The sequence below is a fragment of the Pseudomonas sp. D1-1 genome, from assembly GCF_051132225.1.
In the GTDB taxonomy this organism is placed as follows: domain Bacteria; phylum Pseudomonadota; class Gammaproteobacteria; order Pseudomonadales; family Pseudomonadaceae; genus Aquipseudomonas.
This window is the reverse complement of sequence record NZ_CP071676.1, coordinates 304,780-326,105: the sequence shown is the minus strand read 5'-3', so window position 1 is coordinate 326,105 and position 21,326 is coordinate 304,780. Positions and strand designations below refer to the sequence as shown.

Below are 21,326 nucleotides of genomic sequence, written 5' to 3'. Positions count from 1 at the left end.
GCTCGCGAAGAGGGGAACATTCAACATTGACGTTGACTGATCCACCGCTTTCGCGAGCAGGCTCGCTCCCACAGGAAAAACAGCGTGCTGTGCCGGATAAACTACACCCCCTCCTCCAGGGCTTTTGCCAGCATGTCGACGAAGAAGTCCACGCTCTGGCGACTGGTGACCATCGGTGGCTTGATCTTGAGGATGTTCAGGTAATCACCAGTCGGCTGCATGAAGATGCCCAACTCCCGCAGGCGATTGCACAGCGCGGTGGTTTCCTCGGTGGCCGGTTCGAGGGTGTCGCGATTGCGGATCAGCTCCACGCCCAGGTAGAACCCGGAGCCATGCACCGCTCCGACCAATGGATACTGGTCGATCAGCGCTTCCAGGCGGGCCTTGAAATGTCCGCCAACGACCCGGGCGTTTTCCCACAGGTTTTCTTCCTCCATGACGTCCAGCACGGCCATGCCGATCTGGCAACTGACCGGGCTGCCGCCGGCGGAAGAGAAAAAATATCCCTCGGCTTCCAGCGCCTCGGCGATTTCCCGGCGGGTGATGACGGCCCCCAACGGCTGACCGTTGCCCATGCCCTTGGCCATGGTGATGATGTCCGGCACCACGCCTTGCTCCTCGAAGCCCCAGAAAAACTCGCCCATGCGCCCGTAGCCGACTTGCACCTCGTCGGCGATACAGACACCACCGCGCTCGCGCACCAAGGCGTAGACCTGTTTCAGGTACCCCGGTGGCAGCGCGATGCCGCCGGCATTGCCATATACCGGCTCGCAGATGAAGCCGGCGAGCTGACGTTTCTGTTCAGCGATTTTTGCCAGGTTGTGCTCGACGCTGCGCACGTAGTCCGGCGCACTGTCGACACCGCGGAATTCACCACGATAGGTGTTCGGCGCCGTCACCGGGTGCACCCAGTCCGGACGGCTGCTAAGGGCCTGGGGATTGTCGGCAATGGACGTCGAGACCGCATCGGCCGCCACCGACCAGCCGTGATAGGCCTCCAGCACGCTGAGCATGTCGCGCCCGCCGCTGTAGGCCCAGGCCAGGCGGATCGCCAGGTCGTTGGCTTCGGTGCCGCTGTTGACCAGGAACACCCGGTCCATGTTCGACGGCGCCAGTGCCAGCAGGCGTTCGGAAAACTCGGCGATCGCCGCGTAGTGAAAACGCGAGTTGGTATTAAGCAGCGACCACTGTCTGGCCGCGACCGCCGCCATGCGCGGATGGCCATGGCCCAGCACCGCGACATTGTTGAGCATGTCGAGGTACGAGCGGCCCTGCATGTCGATCAGATGGTTGCGCCAGCCACGCTCGATGCGCGGCGGGTCGACGTAGTAGTGCTTCTGCGAACGGGCAAAACTGGCATCGCGACGGGCCAGCAGCGCCTGCGGATCGATTTCCGGCTCGGCATCGCAAGCCAGCCCCAACAGCACCGCGGGTGATGGGCAGAGCGCTTGCCAGGCCTGCGCCCGGGACGGTGTGCAGAACAATGGCGGGGCCAGATGCGCGCCCCGGCACAGCTGGACCAGCAATGGCCCAGCCACGTCGCCCACTACCTGACCCTTTGCCAGCGCGGCCCCGGGCTGCAGCGACGAGGAAACGCCCCACAAACGCACGCTCAATTGCGGGCCATCGAGCCGCAGCAAGCCGTCAGCATCCCTGTGCAACACCCCGGCGAAGGGCGACTCCAGCGGCGTACCGTGAGGAATGTGCAGTTCCACATGGAGCGGATAAGTATCGGGCTCTTCGGCACTGTCCGGCCGGGTGCGGGACAACCGATACTGCCCGTAACGGCTGGCCGCCAATCCATGCACGGCGGCGGCTTCGCTCAGCAGGCGCTGATCGATCCCCGGCTGCTCCCAATTGCCCGCCTCGAAATGCGGGCTGAGCACACCCAGGTCGATCAGGGCGAAATCACGTCCCACCAAAGTCGGCAACAGCGGTGCGAAACCCTCGTTGGCAAAGGGCGGCAGGCTATGGCCCACGGCGGCAAGGATCGCCGCTTCCATCAACTCAAGCGGCACGGAATGGGCGACGTTGAAGATCTCCCATTCATGCCTGAGGTTGTCGCGAGCATATTGGTTATCCGGGTCGACAGCGACCTGTTGCTCTCCGCTAAGTACCAGCACAGCGGCGCGGGCCACGATCAACGGCCAAAGCGCCTGGAGCTCTTCACGCTGCAACGGATTGACCGCGTGATAGGCCTTGATCGCCGGAAGGACGAAAAACGGATCTGCATCGGCATGATGCAACAGCGCCGCGCAGGTGACCGACAGATCGCTGACACGCCAGGTGCGGATCAGGTCGCCGAAATCGATGACGCCCTGCAGTTGCCATTGGCGCTGCGCATCGCGTTGCCAGACCACGTTGTCATCGGTGATGTCCATGTGGATCGCCTGCATAGGCAGGCTGGCCTTGAGCGGCTGCAAGCGCCGTTCGGCCTGCTGTGCGACGTCGGCGATCAACTGACGCCGTTGGTCATCGTCGATGACAGGCAACAGGTGTTCGATCAAGGCTGGCGCGTGGCGCGCGTCCCATTGCAGGGTTCGCTCCAGGCCCGGGTGGTCGAACGTGGCCAGGGCCAGGTCCATGTCGGCGCACAGGCGGCCCAGCCCAGTCACCAGATCAGGCGTGAGGTGTTTGAGTTGGGTGAGGGACTGGCCGTCGATGTATTCGAGCAGGCGCATGTGTATCGCTTGCCCGTGGACATCTAGCGTCAGCAGGTCCTGGCCATTGGCGGCCTCGATCACCCGCGGCACCTTCACCGCGCCGTGCCCGGCCAACTGCTTGAGCGCGGCATGTTGGGCCTGGAGCTCCTGGACGGCGTAGTCGCCATGGCAGATTTTCAGCACGAACCGCCCGCGCTCGCTGTCGACGCGGTAGTTGAGGTCCTGATGACTGCCAAGGGGTCGCAGGTCACCGCTGAGTCCGTAATTCGAGCGCAGCAGTACCAGTGCCTGTTCGGCGCTGATCTGTGGGCTTGGCAAACTGGCACGGTGAACCAACGTGGCGAGTGGCATACAACGACCCCTGGGGTGGTTTTGGTTGGATGCCTATCTCGCCACTGAGTCGTTGGATAAGCAACCCCCTCTTTGACTCGGGGCTCGCGCCGCTCGCTGCTTTGGGCAAGAATGGGCGTCCTTGCTTCTGCCATCCCACGGAGACACCCAATGAATGTAATCGCCACCGACCTGCCCGGTGTCCTGATCATCGAACCCAAGGTATTTGGTGACGAGCGCGGTTTTTTTTATGAAAGCTTCAACGCGAAGGCATTCAAGGACGCGACCGGCATCGACACTCAATTCGTGCAGGACAATCATTCCCGCTCGCAGAAAGGCGTGTTGCGTGGCCTGCATTATCAATTGCAGAACACCCAGGGCAAACTCGTGCGCGTCACCGCCGGTGAAGTGCTCGACGTGGCCGTGGACATCCGCCGCAGTTCGCCGAATTTCGGCAAATGGGTTGCGGTACGCCTCAGCGCCGACAATCATCGTCAACTCTGGGTGCCACCAGGGTTCGCCCACGGCTTTGTGGTCCTGAGTGAATTCGCGGAATTCCTCTACAAGACCACAAACTACTACGACCCGACATCCGAACGCAGCCTGCTGTGGAACGACCCTGCGCTAGACATCGACTGGCAGTTGGGGGATATCCAGCCGCAACTGTCCGGCAAGGACCTGGCGGCTTCGACCCTGGAGCATGCGGACGTCTTCGCCTGATCGAAGACGCTGGCGTGCGTCCTAGGCATAATGCGCCTGTCCCCACAGGCGCATCATGCTCATGAATTCCACTCTCCCCCGCAGACCCCGTTGGCGCAGCCTGGCACTGCTGGCCCTGTGCCTGGCGCCGTTGCTGTGGCCGCTGGAGCACCTGGCGGAGCGTTACTACCGCAGCGAGCTGGCCGGGCAGAATCGCCAGACGCTTGATCTCTACGTCGCCAACCTGTTGGGCACCCTGCACCGCTATGAAGTGCTGCCGCAGATTCTTGGCGAGCTGCCGCCCCTGCGCGCAGTCCTGTCTGCGCCGGATGATGGCGTTACCCAGGGCAATGCCAATCGATTACTGAAGAACATCAGCGCCCAGACTGGCGCTGAAGTCATGTACTTGATGGACGCCACTGGCAAGACCCTGGCGGCATCGAACTGGGACAAGCACGACAGTTTCGTCGGGCGCAATTTTGCTTTCCGCCCTTACTACATCGAAGCCATGGCCGGGCGTCTTGGACGCTTCTTCGGCCTGGGCACCACGTCGGGCAAACGCGGTTACTTCTTTGCCGCCGCCGTACGTGATCGCGAAAAAGTCATTGGCGTACTGGTGGTCAAGGTCGACCTGGACCACACCGAAAGCCTGTGGGGCAAGCCCCCTGAGCAATTGCTGGTGACCGACCATAATGGCGTGGTCATTCTGACTTCACGCCAGGAATGGCGGTTTCGCGCAACCCGCCCTTTGAGCACCGAAGAGAGCAAGGCAATCAGCGCGGTCCAACCCTACCCGACCCGCGATCCGAAGCCGCTTCATCTGGACGCCAATGCCTGGCTGACCCAGACCCAGGTCATCGAAGAGACTGGCTGGAACGTGAGCATCCTGGCCCCGCGAACGCTGATCGATCGTCCGGTGCGCACGGTGGTGGTCATTGGTGGCTCGGCGTTGCTGGTCTTGATGTTGCTGCTCGGGTTGATGATGCAGCGCCGGCGCCATTACCTGGAACGGATCGCCTTCGAAGCCAAGGCCCGGCATGAGCTGGAAGGTCGGGTGGCGGAACGCACCAGTGACCTGGAAGGCCTCAACCGGCGCCTGCGCCAGGAAGTGCTGGAGCGCGAGCAGGCCCAGCAGGAGCTGGTCCGCGCCCAGGACGACCTGGTGCAGGCCGGCAAACTGTCGGCCCTGGGCACCATGTCGGCGAGCATCAGCCATGAACTCAACCAGCCGCTGGCGGCCATTCGAAGCTACGCGGAAAACGCCGAGATCCTGCTCGATCACCAACGCACCGACGACGCCCGGGGCAACCTCAAGCTGATCAGCGAACTGACCGGGCGCATGGCCTCGATCATCGCCCATTTGCGCGCTTTTGCCCGCCGCGACCGCCACGCGCCGGAAAGCGTCGCCCTGCAACCGGCGTTGGACGATGCCTTGGCGCTGCTCGCCAAACGTCGGCGCAGCATGGAAGTGGAACTGATCCGTGACCTGCCGGCCGCCACCTTGTGGGTCGAGGCCGGCGAAACACGCTTGCGCCAGGTGCTGGGCAACCTGCTGGCAAACGCCCTTGATGCCCTGACCGAAAAGGGCCCGCCGCGCAGACTCTGGCTCAGTGCCCAGGCAACGGAAACCGGCGTCAACCTGTACATACGCGATAACGGCCCGGGGTTCTGCATGGAAGCCCTGGGCCGGGCCGGCGAGCCTTTTTATACCACCAAGACCCGCACCCAAGGCCTTGGCTTGGGGCTGGCGATCTGCGACACCCTGATGCGCGCCTTCGGCGGCGAGCTGTTGTTCGCCAATCACAAGGAAGGCGGCGCCCTGATTACCCTGAAGCTGCGCGCGGGCGCGCCCGGGGTGAGCCTGCAACCGTCCGAGGACCGTAGTGTATGACCATCGATAACCAGATTGAGGTGGTGCTGATCGACGACGATCCCCACCTGCGTCAGGCCTTGAGCCAGACCCTCGACCTGGCCGGCCTGAAGATCCTGCCCCTGGGCGAGGCCAATGGCCTGGCCGGGCAATTGCCGCGAGACTGGCCCGGCGTGGTTGTCAGCGACATTCGCATGCCCGGCATGGACGGCCTTGAACTACTGAACCAGCTGCACGCCCAGGATCCGGACCTACCGGTCCTGTTGATCACCGGCCACGGCGATGTACCGCTGGCGGTCCAGGCAATGCGCGCCGGGGCCTATGACTTCCTGGAGAAGCCCTTCGCCAGCGATCATCTGCTCGACAGCGTTCGCCGAGCCCTGGCCTTGCGTCGCCTGGTCCTGGACAACCGCAGCCTGCGCCTGGCCCTTAGTGACCGGCATGAACTCAGCGCCCGCCTGGTTGGCCAATCGGCGCCCATGCTGCGCCTGCGCGAGCAGATCGGCGCCTTGGCGGCGACCCGCGCCGACGTGTTGATCCTCGGTGAAACCGGGGCCGGCAAGGAAGTGGTCGCCCGCGCACTGCACGACCTCTCAAGCCGGCGCAACGGGCCCTTCGTGGCGATCAACGCCGGCGCCCTGGCTGAGTCAGTGGTGGAAAGCGAACTGTTCGGCCACGAGCCCGGCGCCTTCACCGGCGCGCAAAAACGCCGTATCGGCAAGTTCGAATTCGCCAATGGCGGCACATTGTTCCTCGATGAAATCGAAAGCATGAGCCTGGACGTACAGGTCAAACTGCTGCGCCTGCTGCAAGAACGCGTAGTGGAACGGCTGGGGGGCAACCAGCAGATCCCGCTGGATATCCGCGTCATCGCCGCCACCAAGGAAGACCTGCGCCAGGCCGCCGACCAGGGCCGTTTTCGCGCCGACCTGTATTACCGCCTGAACGTCGCGCCGCTGCGCATTCCACCGTTGCGCGAACGCGGCGAAGATGTGCTGATGCTGTTCCAGCACTTTGCCAACGAAGCCAGCACCCGCCATGGCCTGCCGCCGCACGAACTGCAGCCGCCCCACCGGGCGCTGCTGTTACGCCACAGTTGGCCGGGTAACGTGCGCGAATTGCAGAACGCCGCCGAACGTTTTGCCCTGGGCCTGGAACTGGCACTGGACAACAGCGCGCCGGACAGCGGCCCCGCTGCGGTGGATGTGATCAGCGGCGGCCTGAGCGAGCAGGTGGAGAACTTTGAAAAAACCCTGATCGCCGCCGAACTGGCCCGTTCCCACAGCTCCGTACGCAGTCTCGCCGAAGCCCTGGGCATTCCGCGCAAGACGCTGCACGACAAGTTGCGCAAACACGGGCTGAACTTCGGCGACAGCAGCCATGGCCCGACCGAAGAGTCGGATTGAGCTCCACCCTTTCACTTTCAGCCAAGAGGGCCTGCATGAACCGCGACAGCCACTACCTGGAAACGATCCTGCACCGGGACATCCCGCTGACGCAGGACATGGGCCTGAAGGTGCTCGGCTGGCAAGCTCGGCAGCTACGCTTGTTCCTGCCGATCGCAGCCAACGTCAACCACAAGAGCACCATGTTCGGCGGCAGCCTGTATTGCGGCGCCGTGCTCGGTGGCTGGGGCTGGCTGCACCTGGCGCTGCGCGAGGAAGGCATCGAAGACGGGCACATCGTGATCCAGGAAGGGCAGATCAGTTATCCGCTACCGGTTACCCGCGACGCGACCGTCATCTGTGAGGCGCCTGATAAAAAGACCTGGACGCGTTTCCTGGCCACTTATCGTCGCTACGGACGGGCAAGGCTGGCCTTGCAGACGCAGGTGGTGAATGTGGATAGCGAGGACGTGGCGGTGCGGTTTGAAGGGCAGTACGTTTTGCACCGTTGATGGATAGCGCACCGAAACTCTGTGGTGAGGGGATCCATCCCCGCTGAGCTGCGCAGCAGCCCCAAAAAAACAGGGCCGCTTCGCGCCCCAGCGGGGATGAATCCCCTCGCCACAAAGGATCCAGCCGGGCTCAAGAACGAGCCAGCTCCAGCAACTTCCCACGCCACGGCGCTTTCGCCGGAAGCGCCAGGAAAGACGTATTCAATAACGACTCGCGTGCCGGATAGCAGAACGGCTGGCCCTGCAGGTCGAGTACCTCGCCACCCGCGCCCTCCAGCACGCCCTGAGCGGCGGCGGTGTCCCATTGCGACGTCGGCGCCAGACGTGGGTAGCAATCCGCCGCACCTTCAGCCAACAGGCAGAACTTCAGTGAACTGCCGATATTGGTCAATTGCAGCGCCCCGAGGCTTTCGCTCAAACCGGCCAACAGGCGTTCCTGCTCCGGGCTGGTATGACGGCGGCTCGCGACCACCGTAAAGGCTTCACCGGGCGCCAGGACGTTACGCACCGCAATGGCCCCAGGCTCGGCATCCCTGTCGCCGCGCCAGGCACCCAGGCCCGCACCGCCGGCATAATAACGACCGTTGGTGGGCATCGACACCACACCGAACACCACTCGTCCGTCCTCGATCAGGGCGATATTGACGGTAAATTCCTCGCTGCCGGAAATGAATTCCTTGGTGCCGTCCAGCGGATCCACCAGCCACCAGCGTTGCCAGCCGGCGCGGACGCTTTGCGCAATATCGGCATCCTCTTCGGAAAGGATCGGGATATCCGGCGCCAGGGCTTTGAGCCCGGCCACGATCACATGGTGAGCTGCCATGTCCGCGGCGGTCACCGGCGATTCGTCGGCCTTGCGCACGACCTCCACATCGGCCCGCCAGAAGGGCAGGATCGCGTCGCCAGCCGTGAGCGCCAGCTCGATAACCGGGGCCATCAGGGGATGCGGAAAATTCATGGCAGGTAGGCTCCGCGCTGAGTCAGCAGATCGCGGGCCAGGTACAACGCCGCCAACGCCCGGCCCTCGGTGAATTGAGGGTTCTGCGCCAGGGCCGACAGCTCGCCCAGGTTGACCTTGTCCACACGCATTGGCTCGGGTTCGTCGCCTTCCAGACGCTCTTCGTACAGATCGGTCGCCAGCACCACCTGGATCTTCTGGCTCATGTAGCCGGGAGACAGTGACAACTCAGTCAGGTGTTCCAGTTGACGGGCGCCAAAACCGGCTTCCTCCTTGAGTTCGCGCTCGGCCGCCGCCAGCACATCTTCACCCGGCTCGATCAGGCCCTTGGGCAGGGACCATTCGTAGGCCTCGGTACCGCCGCAATACTCTTCCACCAGCACCGCATGGTCGGCGTCGAGCATCGCCACGATCATCACCGCACCGTAACCTGCGCCCTTGCCCGCCAGGCGTTCGTAGGTGCGTTCCACACCGTTGGAAAAACGCAGTTTCAGTTCTTCCACGCAAAACAGGCGGCTGGTGGCGACGATCCGTCGGTCGAGTATGGTGGGTGTCTGGCGCATAAACGGCTCCCTGGGCGATAGCAGGCTACTATACCCGGCCTATCCTGATTGTTTGCGTCGGATATCTGATTACCGCTGGAGAAGTTTTTATGGCGTTGTTGCCCTGGCACGAGATCGATACGGTTCTGCTGGACATGGACGGCACCCTGCTGGACCTGCATTACGACAATCACTTCTGGCTGGAGCACCTGCCCCAGCGCTATGCCGAACTGCATGGCGTCAGCCGGGCCATGGCGGAGATGGAACTACAGCCGCTGTTCGAGCGCAACGCCGGCCAGTTGCAGTGGTACTGCCTGGATTTCTGGAGTGCCGAGCTGAAGCTGCCGGTGCGCGAACTGAAGCTGGAAACCGCCCACCTGATCGCCCTGCGCCCGGACGCGGATACGTTTCTGGCAGCCATCCAGCAGGCCGGCAAACGGGTCGTGATGATCACCAATGCCCACCGCGACTCGTTGTCCCTGAAGCTGGAACGCATCGAACTGGCTCCGTATTTCGAGCGTCTGATCAGCTCCCACGACTACGGTTTTCCCAAGGAAAGCCCGCAATTCTGGGACGCACTGCAAGCCGACCTGGACTTCGACCCGGCCCGCAGCCTGTTCATCGACGATACCCTGCCGGTATTGCGCAGCGCCCGGGATTTTGGCATCGCACATTTGCTGGCGGTCAGCGAGCCGGACAGTCGCAAGGGGCCGAAGGATACGGGGGAGTTCGATGCCGTCAGAGATTATCGGGATTTGATTGCCGGGCTTTGAACCGCACCGTCCTCATCGCGAGCAGGCTCCCACCTTGGCTCGCGGCGAACCAGTAATCTCTGTGGGAGCGAGCCTGCTCGCGATAAGGACACCGCCGAGCTCAGATCCTATTCAGGGATACGCAGTGACTGCCCTGGGTAGATCTTGTCCGGGTGCTTGAGCATCGGCTTGTTGGCTTCGAAAATCTTGTTGTACTTGTTCGGGTCGCCGTAAACCCGCTTGGAAATGGCGCTCAAGGTGTCGCCTTTCTCCACGGTGACGAATTTGGCCTGCGTCGCGACCGGGCCGGTCACGGTGATCTGGTCATCGACACCGCTGATACCGGCCACGTTGCCCAGCGCCAGGAGAATCTTTTCCTTCTCTTCCTGAGTTGCGGCTTCACCCGTGGCGATGACTTTCTCACCTTCGACCTTGACCTGAATCTTTGAAGTATCGATCCCTGTCAGGGCCTCCTGTACATGCTTGGTCAACGCTTCGCTGTTGGCTTCTGCCTTGTCGGGCGTCAGCGCATCGAGGATTTTTTCACCGGCATCTTTCAAGAAACTGAAAAGGCTCATCGTATTCACTCCATGGGTTCAGGTATCCAGACGCAAAAGACTAGACCAAGCCAACCGACCCCGTTTCCCAGCCGACCAATGACCTCGCCACCGTCAAGGCGCTAGAATCCGAATCTTCCCGCGCCCAGGAGCGAAGATGGACATCAAGCAGCTGAAATTTCTTATCGCGCTCGAAGAAACCCGCCACTTCGGCCAGGCTGCCGCCCGCTGTCACATCACCCAGCCCACCTTGTCGATGCGCCTGCGCAGCCTGGAGGAAGAGCTGGGTTTGCCACTGGTCAATCGCGGCCAGCGCTTCGAGGGTTTTACCGCACCGGGCGAGCGGGTGCTGGCCTGGGCGCGCACGGTGTTGGCGGCCTATGACGGACTACAAGCTGAAGCGGCGGCCTGTCGCGGCAACCTGGTGGGCACGCTGCGCCTGGGCGTGGTTCCGCTGTCGGATTTCGACCCGCTGGCGATGATGCAGCGCCTGCACACCGACCATCCCAGCCTGCGGTTCGAATTGTCGTCCCTGAGCTCCGAACGCATTCTCGAACAATTGGCGAACAACCGGATCGACCTGGGCATCTCTTACCTGGAACGTCTGGACAACGAGCGTTTCGAAGCCCTGCCCTTCGCCCATACCCGCATGGGCCTGCTATACGACCAACGGTTTTTCTTTTTTGGCGAAGAACCGCTGAGCTGGGAAGCGCTGGTGGAGCTGCCCCTGGGCATGCTCACCAGCGGCATGCATTTTCGCCAATCCATCGACCATCACTTCCACAGCCGGGGGCTGACACCCCAACCGCTGCTGCAAACCGACGCGGTGCACCAATTGTTACAAGCTGTGCACGGCGGACTGTGTTGCGCCGTAGTACCGCTGGAAAGCGGGCTGAAGCTCACCGAAGACCTGCGAATCCAGCCCATCAACAGCGCCCAGACGCTGGTCCCGCTGGGGCTGATCATGCGGCGCGGTGCCCCACGCTCGGCATTGGCGGAGGCTTGTTTCGCCCTTTATCAGCAATCAGTAACCATTCCTTGATCGACGTCATCTATTGAAGGATCAGTAATAGCGATTAGACGTGGCAGATTGCCGCATTTAGTCTTAGGACTATTCCTACTCTCAGTGATGCCCATGAACGACAAGCCTCCGGTCTGTCCTGCGCCTGCCTTGGAAGCCTCCAAGCCAGCCGCCAGCCAGAGCTATCGCTACTGCAACCTGGACCACTCGCAATCGGACAGCGCCGCGCTGGCCGAGGAAGTGGCGTTGGCGATTGCCTATAACGGCATCAGCCAAGCGGTAATGCTGGTCACGCCCACTGACCTGGAAGATTTTATCGTCGGCTTCAGCCTCGGCAGCGGCATCATCGAAGACCCGGCGGATATCTACGACCTGCAACTGAGCGGAGCCGGTTCCGCGCAATATGCCCAGGTCACCATTGCCAACCGCGCCTTCTGGAACCTCAAGCAACAACGCCGGCAACTGGCCGGCACCAGCGGTTGCGGGCTGTGCGGGGTCGAGGCGGTGGAACAGGCGCTGCCCAACCTCAAGACGCTGCCGGGCGCACCGCTGCCACCGGCGCAATGGCTTGACGGCCTGCGCCAGCGCATCGGCCAGTTCCAACCCCTGGGCCAGCACTGCGGTGCGGTACACGCGGCGCTGTTCATGAATGACCAGGGTGAACTGCTGCTGGGCCGCGAAGACATCGGTCGCCACAACGCCCTCGACAAATTGATCGGTGCGCTGATCCGGCAGCAGATCCCGATAGCCGGGGGCCTGGCGATCGTCACCAGCCGCTGCAGCCTCGAATTGATTCAAAAAGTATTGCGTGCGGGCATCCAGACGCTGGTCAGCCTGTCGTCGCCCACGGGCCTCGCCGTGCAGTGGGCTCGCCAACACAACCTCAACCTCATCCACCTGCCGCAAAAAAGTGCGCCGCGGGTCTACAGCCCTGCGATGGAGAATCAAGCGTGAGCAATCATCAACAAGCCAACCAGAAACCCGCACCGCGCTACAAGCCTTACAAGGGCCCGGCCGGCGGTTGGGGCGCGCTGATCAGCGTCGCCCAGGCCTGGCTGACCAGCGATAACGCGCTGAAAAACATTCGCATGATGCTCAAGACCAACCAGAACGGCGGTTTCGACTGCCCTGGCTGCGCCTGGGGTGACTCGCCGGAAAGCGGCATGGTCAAGTTCTGCGAGAACGGCGCCAAGGCGGTGAACTGGGAAGCGACCAAGCGTCGTGTCGACGCGGCTTTTTTCGCCAAGCACAGCGTGACGTCGTTGCTGGAGCAGAGCGACTACTGGCTCGAATACCAGGGCCGCCTGACGGAGCCTATGAGCTACGACGCGCAAACCGACCGCTACAAGCCCATCAGTTGGGAAGCCGCGTTCGCTATGATCGGCAAACACTTGCAAGGGCTTTCCAGCCCGAGCCAGGCCGAATTCTATACCTCGGGTCGCGCGAGCAACGAAGCGGCATATCTATACCAGCTATTCGTGCGCGCCTATGGCACCAACAATTTCCCCGACTGCTCGAACATGTGCCATGAGGCCAGCGGCGTGGCCCTGTCCCAAAGTGTCGGGGTGGGCAAGGGCACGGTAACCTTTGACGACTTCGAGCATGCCGACGCGATTTTCGTCTGGGGCCAGAACCCCGGCACCAACCACCCGCGGATGCTCGAACCGCTGCGCGAAGCAGTGAAGCGCGGCGCCCAAGTGGTGTGTATCAACCCGCTGAAAGAGCGTGGCCTGGAGCGCTTCCAACATCCGCAACACCCGCTGGAAATGCTCACCAACGGCGACAAACCCACCAACACCGCGTATTTCCGCCCAGCTCTGGGCGGCGACATGGCCGTGCTGCGGGGCATGGCGAAGTTCCTGCTGCAATGGGAACGTGACGCGCAGAACAGCGGCGCCCCTGCGGTATTCGATCATGCGTTCCTCAACGAGCACAGCGCCAACGTCCTGGATTACCTGGCGGTGGTCGACGACACCCCTTGGGAGCAGATCGCCGAGCAATCCGGGTTGACGCTCGCCGAAATCGAACAAGCGGCGCGCATGTACGCCAAGGCCAAGAACGTGATCATGTGCTGGGCGATGGGTATCACCCAGCACCGCCATTCAGTGGCGACGATCCAGGAAATCGCCAACCTGATGATGCTGCGCGGCAACATTGGCAAGCCAGGCGCCGGCCTGTGCCCGGTGCGTGGCCACAGTAACGTGCAGGGCGACCGGACCATGGGAATCAACGAGCGCCCGCCCGTTGCATTCCTCGACGCTCTGGAACGGCGCTTCCAGTTCAAGGTACCGCGTGAAAACGGCCACAACGTGGTCGAGGCGATCCACGCCATGGCCGAGGGTCGGGCCAAGGTGTTCATCGCCCTGGGCGGCAACTTCGCCCAGGCTACGCCAGACAGCCACCGGACCTTCCAGGCGCTGGGCAATTGCGACCTGACGGTACAGATCAGCACCAAGCTCAACCGCAGCCACCTGGCCCATGGCAAGGAAGCGTTGATCCTGCCATGCCTGGGCCGGACTGACATCGACCTGCAAGCCGATGGCCCGCAGGCGGTGACGGTGGAGGACTCCTTCAGCATGGTCCACGCTTCGAACGGCCAACTGCAGCCACTGTCGGACCAGATGCGCTCCGAGCCGTGGATCATTGCCGGCATCGCCGCCGCCACCCTGGGCAGCCGCCCGGTGGATTGGAACTGGCTGGTGGCCGATTACAGCCGCATCCGCGACCTGATCGCCGAGACCATCCCTGGCTTCAAGGACTTCAACGAAAAACTCAAGAACCCCGGCGGCTTCTACCTGGGTAACAGCGCGGGGGCACGTCGCTGGAACACGCCTTCGGGCCGCGCCAACTTCAAGCCCAACCTGTTGCCGACCGACCTGATCCACGAACGCACCCGGGCTACAGGCCAATTGCCGGACCTGATCCTGCAATCCATGCGCTCGCATGACCAGTACAACACCACGATCTATGGCCTCGATGATCGCTATCGTGGCGTGAAGGGCCAACGTGACGTGTTGTTCGTCAACGAAGCGGACATCATCCGCCTGGGCTTCAAGCCAGGGCAGAAGGCAGACATCGTCTCGCTCTGGGATGACGGCCGCGAGCGCCGGGTCAAGGGCTTTACCCTGTTGGCCTTTGATATCCCGGCCGGACAGGCTGCCGCCTATTACCCTGAAGTGAACCCGCTGGTGCCGCTGGAAAGCACCGGCGACGGCAGCCACACCCCGACCTCGAAGTTCGTGGCTATCCGCCTGGAAGCCGCAAGCGAGAACGGGTTGATCATGGCCAAGTCGGCCTGAAGCAGTTCCGAGGGGTGATTCTGGCCCCTCGGGCACTTTTCCAACGGACACAAAAAAGGCCGTTTTCCAAAAAAACGGCCTGTCCGAAGTAGCTAAAGACCTGCGAAATAACGTTAAGTTCCGCCCAAAAAACAGTAACTTAGAGAATTGTGCACAAGTCGTGTTACTCGTCGGATTTCGATTGTAACCAAGCGAAGCCAGCCTCAGGATCGCGCCGTCATCCCTTTGAGGCTCCTCTATGAAGTTCTCCTCCATTCTCTTGTTGTCCCTTGGCCTGATCAGTGGCGTCGCATCTGCCGGCGGTACCGCCGAAGCAGGTGTAGGCGGCGCATTGGGCGGGGTTTTGGGTTCGGTCGTCGGCCAGTCCCTGGGCGGCAACACCGGTTCCACTATCGGCGCGGCCCTGGGCGGCGCAGGTGGCAGTGCGGTCGGTGCCGATAAACGCAGCCGCGGCGAAGCGGCCATCGGCGGCGCGCTGGGCGCAGCCGGCGGCAACGTGGTTGGCCGCAGCGTGGGCGGCAGCACGGGTAGCCTGATCGGTGCCGCAGCGGGCGGTGGCGCCGGTGGCGCATTGGGTAACTACATGGGCAAGGACGACGATGACGACCGTTATGAAGGTCGCCGTGGTGATCGCCGCTACTACCGTGACGGCCACCCGGGTCGCGGCCATGCCTACGGCCATCGCAAGCATAAGCACAAACATCGCTATCACGACGATTGACGGCTGGCTTGATCCAGACCGTTGAATGATCGCAGCCTTCGGCCCTTCTCGCAGAGACTGACCGAAGGCTGCGATTTTCGTTTTCAGGCCACCAACCGCTCCAACGCCCCGCGTAGCTGATCCGGAATCGCCACTGGCCGATTCGACGCCCGGTCCACGAATACATGCACGAAACGCCCCGCCGCGCAGGCCTCGTCCTCGCCCGCCTTGAACACCGCCAGCTCATATTGCACCGAACTATTGCCCAGCTTCCCGACTCGCAGGCCGATTTCGATCCGGTCCGGGAAAGCGATCGAGGCAAAATAATCGCAGGCTGAACTCACGACGAAGCCCACCACCTCCCCGTCATGGATATCCAGGCCGCCGGTCTCGATCAGATAGGTATTTACCGCTGTATCGAAAAAGCTGTAGTAGGTGACGTTATTGACGTGACCGTACACATCGTTGTCATGCCAGCGTGTAGTCACTGGCTGGAAATGCAGATACTCGGCGCGTTGGGGCATCACTTGTCCTTGGTCAGGCTATCTGAGGCGTTGTGCAGGGTGCAGATACTATCGCTGCGAGAAGCTCTTGCCTTGCGCAGCCAGCTCGCCAATCAGACGGGCAGGCTTCCATTGGTCCCCCTGCTTCGTCTCGAGCTCCAGCAACCGTGCGTGGATGTCTTCGAGGCCCTGCTGATCCGCCCAGGCCATCGGACCGCCCTTGTCCGCCGGGAAGCCATAGCCATTGAGATAAACCAGGTCGATGTCGCGGGAAGACTCGGCAATGCCCTCCTGGAGGATCTTCGCACCTTCATTGACCAATGCCAGCAAGCAGCGCTCCAGAATCTCCTCGGCAGCTATTTCGCGGCGCTGAAACCCCAGCTCCTCACTGACCCGCAGCACCAGCGCATCGACCTCCACATCCTGCTCAGCCTGGCGGCTGCCCGGCTCATAGTGGTAGTACCCGTTACCACTCTTCTGGCCGAACCGCCCCATCTCGCACAGGCGGTTGTCCACTTGCACTTCGGGCGCATCCTGACCTTTACCCGCCAACTCGCGCGCGCGCCACTCCAGGTCGATCCCAACCACGTCATACATGCGGAACGGCCCCATGGCGAAGCCGAAACCTTGCAGCGCGGCATCGACCTGATGGGGAAACGCTCCCTCCAGCAGCATCTTGCGCGCCTCCAGCACATAGGGATGAAGCATCCGGTTGCCGATAAACCCGTGGCAATTGCCCGAAACCACGCTCACCTTGCCCATGCGTTTGCCCAGCGCCAGGGCGGCATCCAGCGCCGGTCTGGAGGTTTGCGCGCCACGAACGATTTCGAGCAATTTCATGATGTGCGCCGGGCTGAAGAAATGCAGGCCCAGCACCTGGGTCGGCCTGCGCGTGGCGGCGGCAATCGCATCGATGTCCAGCGCCGAGGTGTTGCTTGCCAGGATTGCCTCGGGCTTGAGCATGCCGTCCAGCTCGCGAAAGATCTTCTGCTTGAGTTCAAGGTTCTCGTAGACCGCTTCGATGACCAGATCCACGTTACGGATTGCCGCGTAGTCGTCCGCCCGAGCTATTCGGGCGATGCGCGCATCGGCTTCACCTTGGTCAATGCGTCCCTGGCGCACGTTGTGGGCATAGGTGTCGACCACCGCCGCCAGCGCCTGCTCAAGCATTTGCGGATTATTGTCGACCCACTGCACCGTAACGCCGGCATTGGCCAGGCACATCACGATGCCTCGCCCCATGGTGCCCGCCCCGACCACCGCGGCGCGCTGGATATCAAAGGATGTCTGGCTCATGTCTGCTCTCTTGTTGGTGATCCAAAGACAGCGTTCACCTTAGTCAGGCGGCGGATTTTTTTGAAATTTATTCGTGTGATGCCGGGCATTCAGCGGATGGATGCAGCTCACAGGTGTGCGGGTTATTCGTTTGATGTCAGGTACAGATCAAGATCCTCACGCAAGGCCAGGACGCCAAGCGCTGGACCTGCGGGACACCGGCTTTTCCTTTCGTCATGCTTCGTCCTTGTTCGCTCGCCGCTGCCTCACTGACAGGGCGCGACGAACCTTACCCGGCAGCAAAAAGCAGCGCGTACAGGACGTTTCCGAAACCGCCGTGGGATCTTTCTCTTTTTGAATGCACTAAACTTTCCGGGTGTGACACGCCCTGCTCACCTGTCCTTCGGACTCTCCAACATGCATTTCGCCCCAGACTTTCCCGACGATCTCGCCATGCGTCAGCTCATGGAATTACTCCACGAAGAACTCGGCCTGCCGGAACGCAAGACCATTCGCCTGGACACTGCGATCAATTTCGATCTGGGCTGCGATGGCGCGGATGCCCGGCACCTGATGGAAGCGCTGGAGGAGCGGTTCGTCATCGACCTTGTCGACTACGACGCCTATCGTTACTTCCAACCGGAAGGCTTTGATGTGTTTCAAAAGCGCAGGGCCAAGGGCCGGGGAGACAAGCTGCCGCTGACCATCGGCATGCTTTACAAAGCGATCAAGGCGCAACGATGGGATACGCAAGAAGTGGAGAAAAAATAGCCCACAAAAAAAACCGCCCTCAAAGGGCGGCTTTTTCATTCAATCACCAAGCCTTACAGTTGCGGACCCGCCGCCTTGATTGCATCGCTCACGTCGAACTTCTTGAAGTTCTCGATGAACAGACCGGCCAGTGCCTTGGCGGCTTCGTCGTAGGCAGCCTTGTCGGCCCAGGTATTGCGCGGGTTCAGCAGGCCGGTTTCGACGCCTGGGACAGCCAGCGGCACGTCCAGGTTGATGATATCCAGGTGTTCGGTTTCAGCATCGATCAGCGCGCCGCTCTGGATCGCCGCGATCACCGCACGGGTGGTCGGGATGTTGAAGCGCTTGCCGACGCCGTAGCCGCCGCCGGTCCAGCCGGTGTTGACCAGGTAGACCTTGGAGCCGAAACCACGGATACGCTTGATCAGCAGCTCTGCATATTCACCGGCCGGACGTGGGAAGAACGGCGCGCCGAAGCAGGTGGAGAAGGTCGACTTGATGCCGCTGCCCGAGCCCATTTCGGTCGAACCCACCAGTGCGGTGTAGCCGGACAGGAAGTGGTAGGCGGCTTGTTCTTCGCTGAGGATCGACACCGGTGGCAGCACGCCGGTCAGGTCGCAGGTCAGGAAGATCACGGCGTTTGGCTCGCCACCGAGGTTTTTCGGCGCGCGTTTTTCGATCAGCTCGCGCGGATAGGCGGCGCGGCTGTTCTGGGTCAGGCTGTCGTCGGCGTAGTCGGCTTTCTTGGTGACCGGGTCCAGGACCACGTTTTCCAGGACGGCGCCGTGCTGGATGGCTTTCCAGATGACCGGCTCGTTCTTCTCGGACAGGTCGATGCACTTGGCGTAGCAGCCGCCTTCGATGTTGAAGACCACACCCACGCCCCAGCCGTGCTCGTCGTCACCGATCAGGTAACGGCTTTCGTCGGCGGACAGGGTGGTCTTGCCAGTGCCCGACAGACCGAAGAACAAGGTCACGTCGCCTTCTTCGCCCATGTTGGCGGCGCAGTGCATCGGCAGCACGTCGACCGCTGGGAGCAAGAAGTTCTGCACGGAGAACAGGGCTTTTTTCATTTCGCCGGCGTAGCGCATGCCAGCGATCAGCACTTTCTTGGCAGCAAAGTTGATGATTACGGTGCCGTCGGAATTGGTGCCGTCGCGCTCAGGCTCGCAGACGAAGTTCGGCGCGTTGAGGATCTGCCACTCGTCCTTGCCGCCGGCGTTGTACTGCTCGGGATTGATGAACAGGCAACGACCGAACAGGTTGTGCCAGGCCGTCTCGGTGGTCATCTTGACCGGCAGGTAGTGCGCAGGATCGGAACCTACATGCACGTGGGAAACAAAACGCTCGCGCTCACCCAGATAGGCCTCGACGCGGCTCCACAGGGCATCGAACTTGTCGGCCGGGAACTTGCGGTTGATCGGGCCCCAGGCGATGGCGTCCTGGGTGGTCGGCTCTTCCACGATGAAACGGTCGACTGGCGAGCGACCGGTACGATGACCGGTACGAACAACCAGCGCGCCAGTATCGGCAAGCTCGCCTTCACCGCGATTCAGGGCTTCTTTGACCAGATCATCGACACTCAGATCGGTATACACGGCGTTATTGGCTTGCGTCATGAGATTCCCCGTCGGCCCGTGGCCGAGTGCTCCAAACGTTTTGTAGTAGGAAGTCGCGCACTACTACCCGAAAAAAGTGGGCCGGATTATGCCAGAAAAGCCCAAAAAGAGTAGGGCCCTCCCGTCAGTACGGCGTAAATCCGGCGTTTGCCAGGAGATTTACCTGCGCTGAACCGTTTTAGTGACGAGTATCTGACGGTGTGTCGACACCCGCACCGGCGAACAATTGTGCGATGTCCGCCGCGTCGAACAGGTAGCGCTCATTGCAAAACTGGCAATCGACCTCGATGGCGCCGCCATGCTCGATCACCAGTTGCTGCGCATCTTCCAGACCCAGACTGACCAGCGCATTGCCGGATCGTTCACGGGAGCAACTGCATTGGAAGCGCAACGGCTGACCCTCGAACAGGCGCACCTGCTCTTCGTGGTAGAGACGATGCAGAATGGTTTCGTTGTCCAGGCCCAGCAACTCGTCGGCGCTCAAGGTGCTGGCCAGAGCGGTGACGTGCTGCCAGCTGGCGTCACGCTCTTCCGAATCGCGAATGCGATCGGCGGGCAATTGTTGCAACAGCAGGCCACGGGCGCGCCGCCCGTCGGCGTACAGCCAGAAGCGGGTGTTGGTCTGCTGGGACATGACGAAGTAATTGGTGAAGCATTCGGCCAGCGTCGCGCCGTCAAGATCGACAATGCCCTGATAACGCTGGCCATGACTAGGATCGACCGTCAGGGCCAGCACGCCGTTGGGCATCATGTCGGCCAGCGTCGCGTCGGCGCCGATCTGCTCGGCGTGGTACCGGGCCAGGCCACGAATCTCGCGCTCGCTGGAGCATTCGATCATCAGCAAGGGGACCGGACCGTCGGAGCGCGCCTGGAGAATCAGCAAGCCATCGAACTTCAGGGTGCCCACCAGCAATGCCGCCGCCGCCATCAGTTCGCCTAGCAGTTGCGCGACCGGCTCCGGATAGGGGTGCTTGGCAAGGACTTCGGCATAGCTACGCTCCAACGCCACCATCTCGCCACGGGCGTCGCTGTCATCGAAGATGAAACGCTGGGTGTAGTCGGTATCCGGTAAATCAGTCATAGGGTCTGGTATCTGCGGTGATGACAAATGATGACGGGCATTTTATGGGCATTCAGGGTGGGTTCCAAGCAAGGCATGACTTTGCCTGGTGGGAAGACTGAGCATCTATCTGCACGTGCAGCGCTGTTGTGGCGAGGGAGCTTGCTCCCGCTCGGTTGCGTAGCGACCGCAAGATTCTGGGGCCGCTGCGCAGCCCAGCGGGAGCAAGCTCCCTCGCCACGGGCTAGATGTGCCGATGTTTTATTCACTATTGCTGCCATGAAACTTGAACAGGTCGCGACGCTGCTTCTTGCTCGGCTTGCCATCGGTGCTGACGCCCAGGGCCCCGGCCTTGCGTTGTGCGGCCGCAGCTTCGCGCTTGGCGATGCTGGCGTCGGTCTCGCGATAGAGTGTCTGTGCTTCTGGCGCGCCGCGCCGCACAATCGACAGGGCTTCGACCACCACGGTTTTTTCATCGAACCCGGCGCGAATGACGTATTCGTCGCCGATACGTGGCTCTTTGCCAGGCTTGCAACGTTCACCGCGATGGTGAACCTTGCCGCTTTCGATGGCGGCCTTGGCCAGGGCACGGGTCTTATAGAATCGCGCTGCCCACAACCATTTATCGAGACGGACCTTGTCGTCCTCTTCGCTTTTTTGTGCCACTGCAATTCCTCTTTTCAACCAATAGCCAGAACTGTACTACCGTTTTTGTCGGGCGCACGAATCCGCTCCGACGGATAGAATGCCCGCCGAACCGCTCGCTTGCATTGGCATGCGCCGGTATCGGTTACACCTGTAAACAAGTACGTAGATAACTGTCGCCATTTT

General features: G+C 61.9%; 19 protein-coding genes. 10 read left to right on the top strand and 9 right to left on the bottom strand.

Annotated features, from left to right (window positions below; all coding sequences use genetic code 11):
- Positions 1–101 precede the first annotated feature (101 nt).
- Positions 102–3,014 carry an aminotransferase gene (locus J3P86_RS01355; RefSeq protein WP_434699276.1) on the bottom strand — a complete coding sequence of 971 codons (2,913 nt, stop codon included), beginning with the start codon at positions 3,012–3,014 and terminating at the stop codon, positions 102–104.
- A 150-nt stretch (positions 3,015–3,164) separates the two neighbouring features.
- On the opposite strand from J3P86_RS01355, the gene rfbC reads away from it, so the two are divergent.
- From rfbC to J3P86_RS01335, 4 genes are all read left to right on the top strand, one after another.
- On the top strand, positions 3,165–3,713 hold the full coding sequence (rfbC, locus tag J3P86_RS01350; RefSeq protein WP_434654113.1) for a dTDP-4-dehydrorhamnose 3,5-epimerase: 549 nt from the start codon (positions 3,165–3,167) through the stop codon (positions 3,711–3,713).
- 61 nt (positions 3,714–3,774) lie between these two features.
- On the top strand, positions 3,775–5,583 hold the full coding sequence (locus tag J3P86_RS01345) for a sensor histidine kinase (protein ID WP_434699275.1): 1,809 nt from the start codon (positions 3,775–3,777) through the stop codon (positions 5,581–5,583).
- Positions 5,580–6,968: a sigma-54-dependent transcriptional regulator gene (locus J3P86_RS01340; protein ID WP_434699274.1), complete on the top strand. Its 1,389-nt coding sequence runs from the start codon at positions 5,580–5,582 to the stop codon at positions 6,966–6,968. The genes J3P86_RS01345 and J3P86_RS01340 overlap by 4 nt, the downstream gene beginning before the upstream one ends.
- 35 nt (positions 6,969–7,003) lie before the next feature.
- Positions 7,004–7,459 carry a YiiD C-terminal domain-containing protein gene (locus J3P86_RS01335; RefSeq protein WP_434699273.1) on the top strand — a complete coding sequence of 152 codons (456 nt, stop codon included), beginning with the start codon at positions 7,004–7,006 and terminating at the stop codon, positions 7,457–7,459.
- A 130-nt stretch (positions 7,460–7,589) separates the two neighbouring features.
- On the opposite strand, the gene cysQ is transcribed toward J3P86_RS01335, so the two are convergent.
- Positions 7,590–8,417, bottom strand: coding sequence for a 3'(2'),5'-bisphosphate nucleotidase CysQ (gene cysQ / locus J3P86_RS01330; RefSeq protein WP_434699272.1), 828 nt, complete (start codon positions 8,415–8,417; stop codon positions 7,590–7,592).
- On the bottom strand, positions 8,414–8,980 hold the full coding sequence (gene nudE, locus J3P86_RS01325) for an ADP compounds hydrolase NudE (RefSeq protein WP_305497515.1): 567 nt from the start codon (positions 8,978–8,980) through the stop codon (positions 8,414–8,416). Before nudE ends, cysQ begins: the two co-directional genes overlap by 4 nt.
- Positions 8,981–9,069: 89 nt before the next feature.
- On the opposite strand from nudE, the gene yrfG reads away from it, so the two are divergent.
- Positions 9,070–9,732, top strand: a complete 663-nt coding sequence (yrfG, locus tag J3P86_RS01320; protein ID WP_305497516.1) for a GMP/IMP nucleotidase — start codon at positions 9,070–9,072, stop codon at positions 9,730–9,732.
- A gap of 107 nt (positions 9,733–9,839) precedes the next feature.
- Here the strand turns inward: yrfG and lysM are convergent, their stop codons facing one another.
- The gene (lysM, locus tag J3P86_RS01315; RefSeq protein WP_434570328.1) at positions 9,840–10,289 is read right to left on the bottom strand and encodes a peptidoglycan-binding protein LysM; all 450 of its coding nucleotides are present in this window, start codon (positions 10,287–10,289) and stop codon (positions 9,840–9,842) included.
- A gap of 136 nt (positions 10,290–10,425) precedes the next feature.
- Between lysM and J3P86_RS01310 the strand changes: the two genes are divergently transcribed.
- The 4 genes from J3P86_RS01310 (at position 10,426) to J3P86_RS01295 (ending at position 15,309) form a co-directional block, all read left to right on the top strand.
- A complete protein-coding gene (locus J3P86_RS01310) occupies positions 10,426–11,310 on the top strand; it encodes a LysR family transcriptional regulator (protein ID WP_434626552.1) in 885 nt (294 codons plus the stop codon).
- A gap of 93 nt (positions 11,311–11,403) precedes the next feature.
- Positions 11,404–12,243, top strand: coding sequence for a formate dehydrogenase accessory sulfurtransferase FdhD (gene fdhD / locus J3P86_RS01305; protein WP_434570333.1), 840 nt, complete (start codon positions 11,404–11,406; stop codon positions 12,241–12,243).
- A complete protein-coding gene (locus tag J3P86_RS01300) occupies positions 12,240–14,588 on the top strand; it encodes an FdhF/YdeP family oxidoreductase (RefSeq protein WP_434699271.1) in 2,349 nt (782 codons plus the stop codon). Before fdhD ends, J3P86_RS01300 begins: the two co-directional genes overlap by 4 nt.
- 238 nt (positions 14,589–14,826) lie before the next feature.
- A complete protein-coding gene (locus tag J3P86_RS01295) occupies positions 14,827–15,309 on the top strand; it encodes a glycine zipper domain-containing protein (protein ID WP_305497521.1) in 483 nt (160 codons plus the stop codon).
- A gap of 83 nt (positions 15,310–15,392) precedes the next feature.
- On the opposite strand, the gene J3P86_RS01290 is transcribed toward J3P86_RS01295, so the two are convergent.
- Entirely contained in the window at positions 15,393–15,812 is a 420-nt protein-coding gene (locus J3P86_RS01290) for an acyl-CoA thioesterase (RefSeq protein WP_434699270.1), read from the bottom strand.
- A gap of 48 nt (positions 15,813–15,860) precedes the next feature.
- Positions 15,861–17,087: a 3-hydroxyacyl-CoA dehydrogenase NAD-binding domain-containing protein gene (locus J3P86_RS01285; RefSeq protein ID WP_434699269.1), complete on the bottom strand. Its 1,227-nt coding sequence runs from the start codon at positions 17,085–17,087 to the stop codon at positions 15,861–15,863.
- A 396-nt stretch (positions 17,088–17,483) separates the two neighbouring features.
- On the opposite strand from J3P86_RS01285, the gene J3P86_RS01280 reads away from it, so the two are divergent.
- Complete coding sequence (locus J3P86_RS01280; protein WP_434700592.1) at positions 17,484–17,837, top strand: DUF1493 family protein; 354 nt, start codon at positions 17,484–17,486, stop codon at positions 17,835–17,837.
- A gap of 53 nt (positions 17,838–17,890) precedes the next feature.
- Here J3P86_RS01280 and J3P86_RS01275 read toward each other — a convergent pair whose 3' ends face one another.
- From J3P86_RS01275 to J3P86_RS01265, 3 genes are all read right to left on the bottom strand, one after another.
- Positions 17,891–19,435 carry a phosphoenolpyruvate carboxykinase gene (locus J3P86_RS01275; protein ID WP_434626560.1) on the bottom strand — a complete coding sequence of 515 codons (1,545 nt, stop codon included), beginning with the start codon at positions 19,433–19,435 and terminating at the stop codon, positions 17,891–17,893.
- Between the two features lie 178 nt (positions 19,436–19,613).
- A complete protein-coding gene (gene hslO / locus J3P86_RS01270; RefSeq protein WP_434626561.1) occupies positions 19,614–20,516 on the bottom strand; it encodes an Hsp33 family molecular chaperone HslO in 903 nt (300 codons plus the stop codon).
- A 240-nt stretch (positions 20,517–20,756) separates the two neighbouring features.
- A complete protein-coding gene (locus J3P86_RS01265; RefSeq protein WP_434626562.1) occupies positions 20,757–21,161 on the bottom strand; it encodes an RNA-binding S4 domain-containing protein in 405 nt (134 codons plus the stop codon).
- Positions 21,162–21,326 lie beyond the last annotated feature (165 nt).

Excerpts from the sequence above, each read along its gene's own strand:
- J3P86_RS01275 (WP_434626560.1), bottom strand. The coding sequence starts at position 19,435 with ATGACGCAAGCCAATAACGCCGTGTATACCGATCTGAGTGTCGATGAT.
- J3P86_RS01280 (WP_434700592.1), top strand. The coding sequence starts at position 17,484 with ATGCATTTCGCCCCAGACTTTCCCGACGATCTCGCCATGCGTCAGCTC.
- J3P86_RS01285 (WP_434699269.1), bottom strand. The coding sequence starts at position 17,087 with ATGAGCCAGACATCCTTTGATATCCAGCGCGCCGCGGTGGTCGGGGCG.
- hslO (WP_434626561.1), bottom strand. The coding sequence starts at position 20,516 with ATGACTGATTTACCGGATACCGACTACACCCAGCGTTTCATCTTCGAT.
- J3P86_RS01310 (WP_434626552.1), top strand. The coding sequence starts at position 10,426 with ATGGACATCAAGCAGCTGAAATTTCTTATCGCGCTCGAAGAAACCCGC.
- J3P86_RS01355 (WP_434699276.1), bottom strand. The coding sequence starts at position 3,014 with ATGCCACTCGCCACGTTGGTTCACCGTGCCAGTTTGCCAAGCCCACAG.
- nudE (WP_305497515.1), bottom strand. The coding sequence starts at position 8,980 with ATGCGCCAGACACCCACCATACTCGACCGACGGATCGTCGCCACCAGC.
- fdhD (WP_434570333.1), top strand. The coding sequence starts at position 11,404 with ATGAACGACAAGCCTCCGGTCTGTCCTGCGCCTGCCTTGGAAGCCTCC.
- J3P86_RS01345 (WP_434699275.1), top strand. The coding sequence starts at position 3,775 with ATGAATTCCACTCTCCCCCGCAGACCCCGTTGGCGCAGCCTGGCACTG.
- rfbC (WP_434654113.1), top strand. The coding sequence starts at position 3,165 with ATGAATGTAATCGCCACCGACCTGCCCGGTGTCCTGATCATCGAACCC.
- J3P86_RS01340 (WP_434699274.1), top strand. The coding sequence starts at position 5,580 with ATGACCATCGATAACCAGATTGAGGTGGTGCTGATCGACGACGATCCC.
- lysM (WP_434570328.1), bottom strand. The coding sequence starts at position 10,289 with ATGAGCCTTTTCAGTTTCTTGAAAGATGCCGGTGAAAAAATCCTCGAT.
- yrfG (WP_305497516.1), top strand. The coding sequence starts at position 9,070 with ATGGCGTTGTTGCCCTGGCACGAGATCGATACGGTTCTGCTGGACATG.
- J3P86_RS01295 (WP_305497521.1), top strand. The coding sequence starts at position 14,827 with ATGAAGTTCTCCTCCATTCTCTTGTTGTCCCTTGGCCTGATCAGTGGC.
- J3P86_RS01335 (WP_434699273.1), top strand. The coding sequence starts at position 7,004 with ATGAACCGCGACAGCCACTACCTGGAAACGATCCTGCACCGGGACATC.
- cysQ (WP_434699272.1), bottom strand. The coding sequence starts at position 8,417 with ATGAATTTTCCGCATCCCCTGATGGCCCCGGTTATCGAGCTGGCGCTC.
- J3P86_RS01290 (WP_434699270.1), bottom strand. The coding sequence starts at position 15,812 with ATGCCCCAACGCGCCGAGTATCTGCATTTCCAGCCAGTGACTACACGC.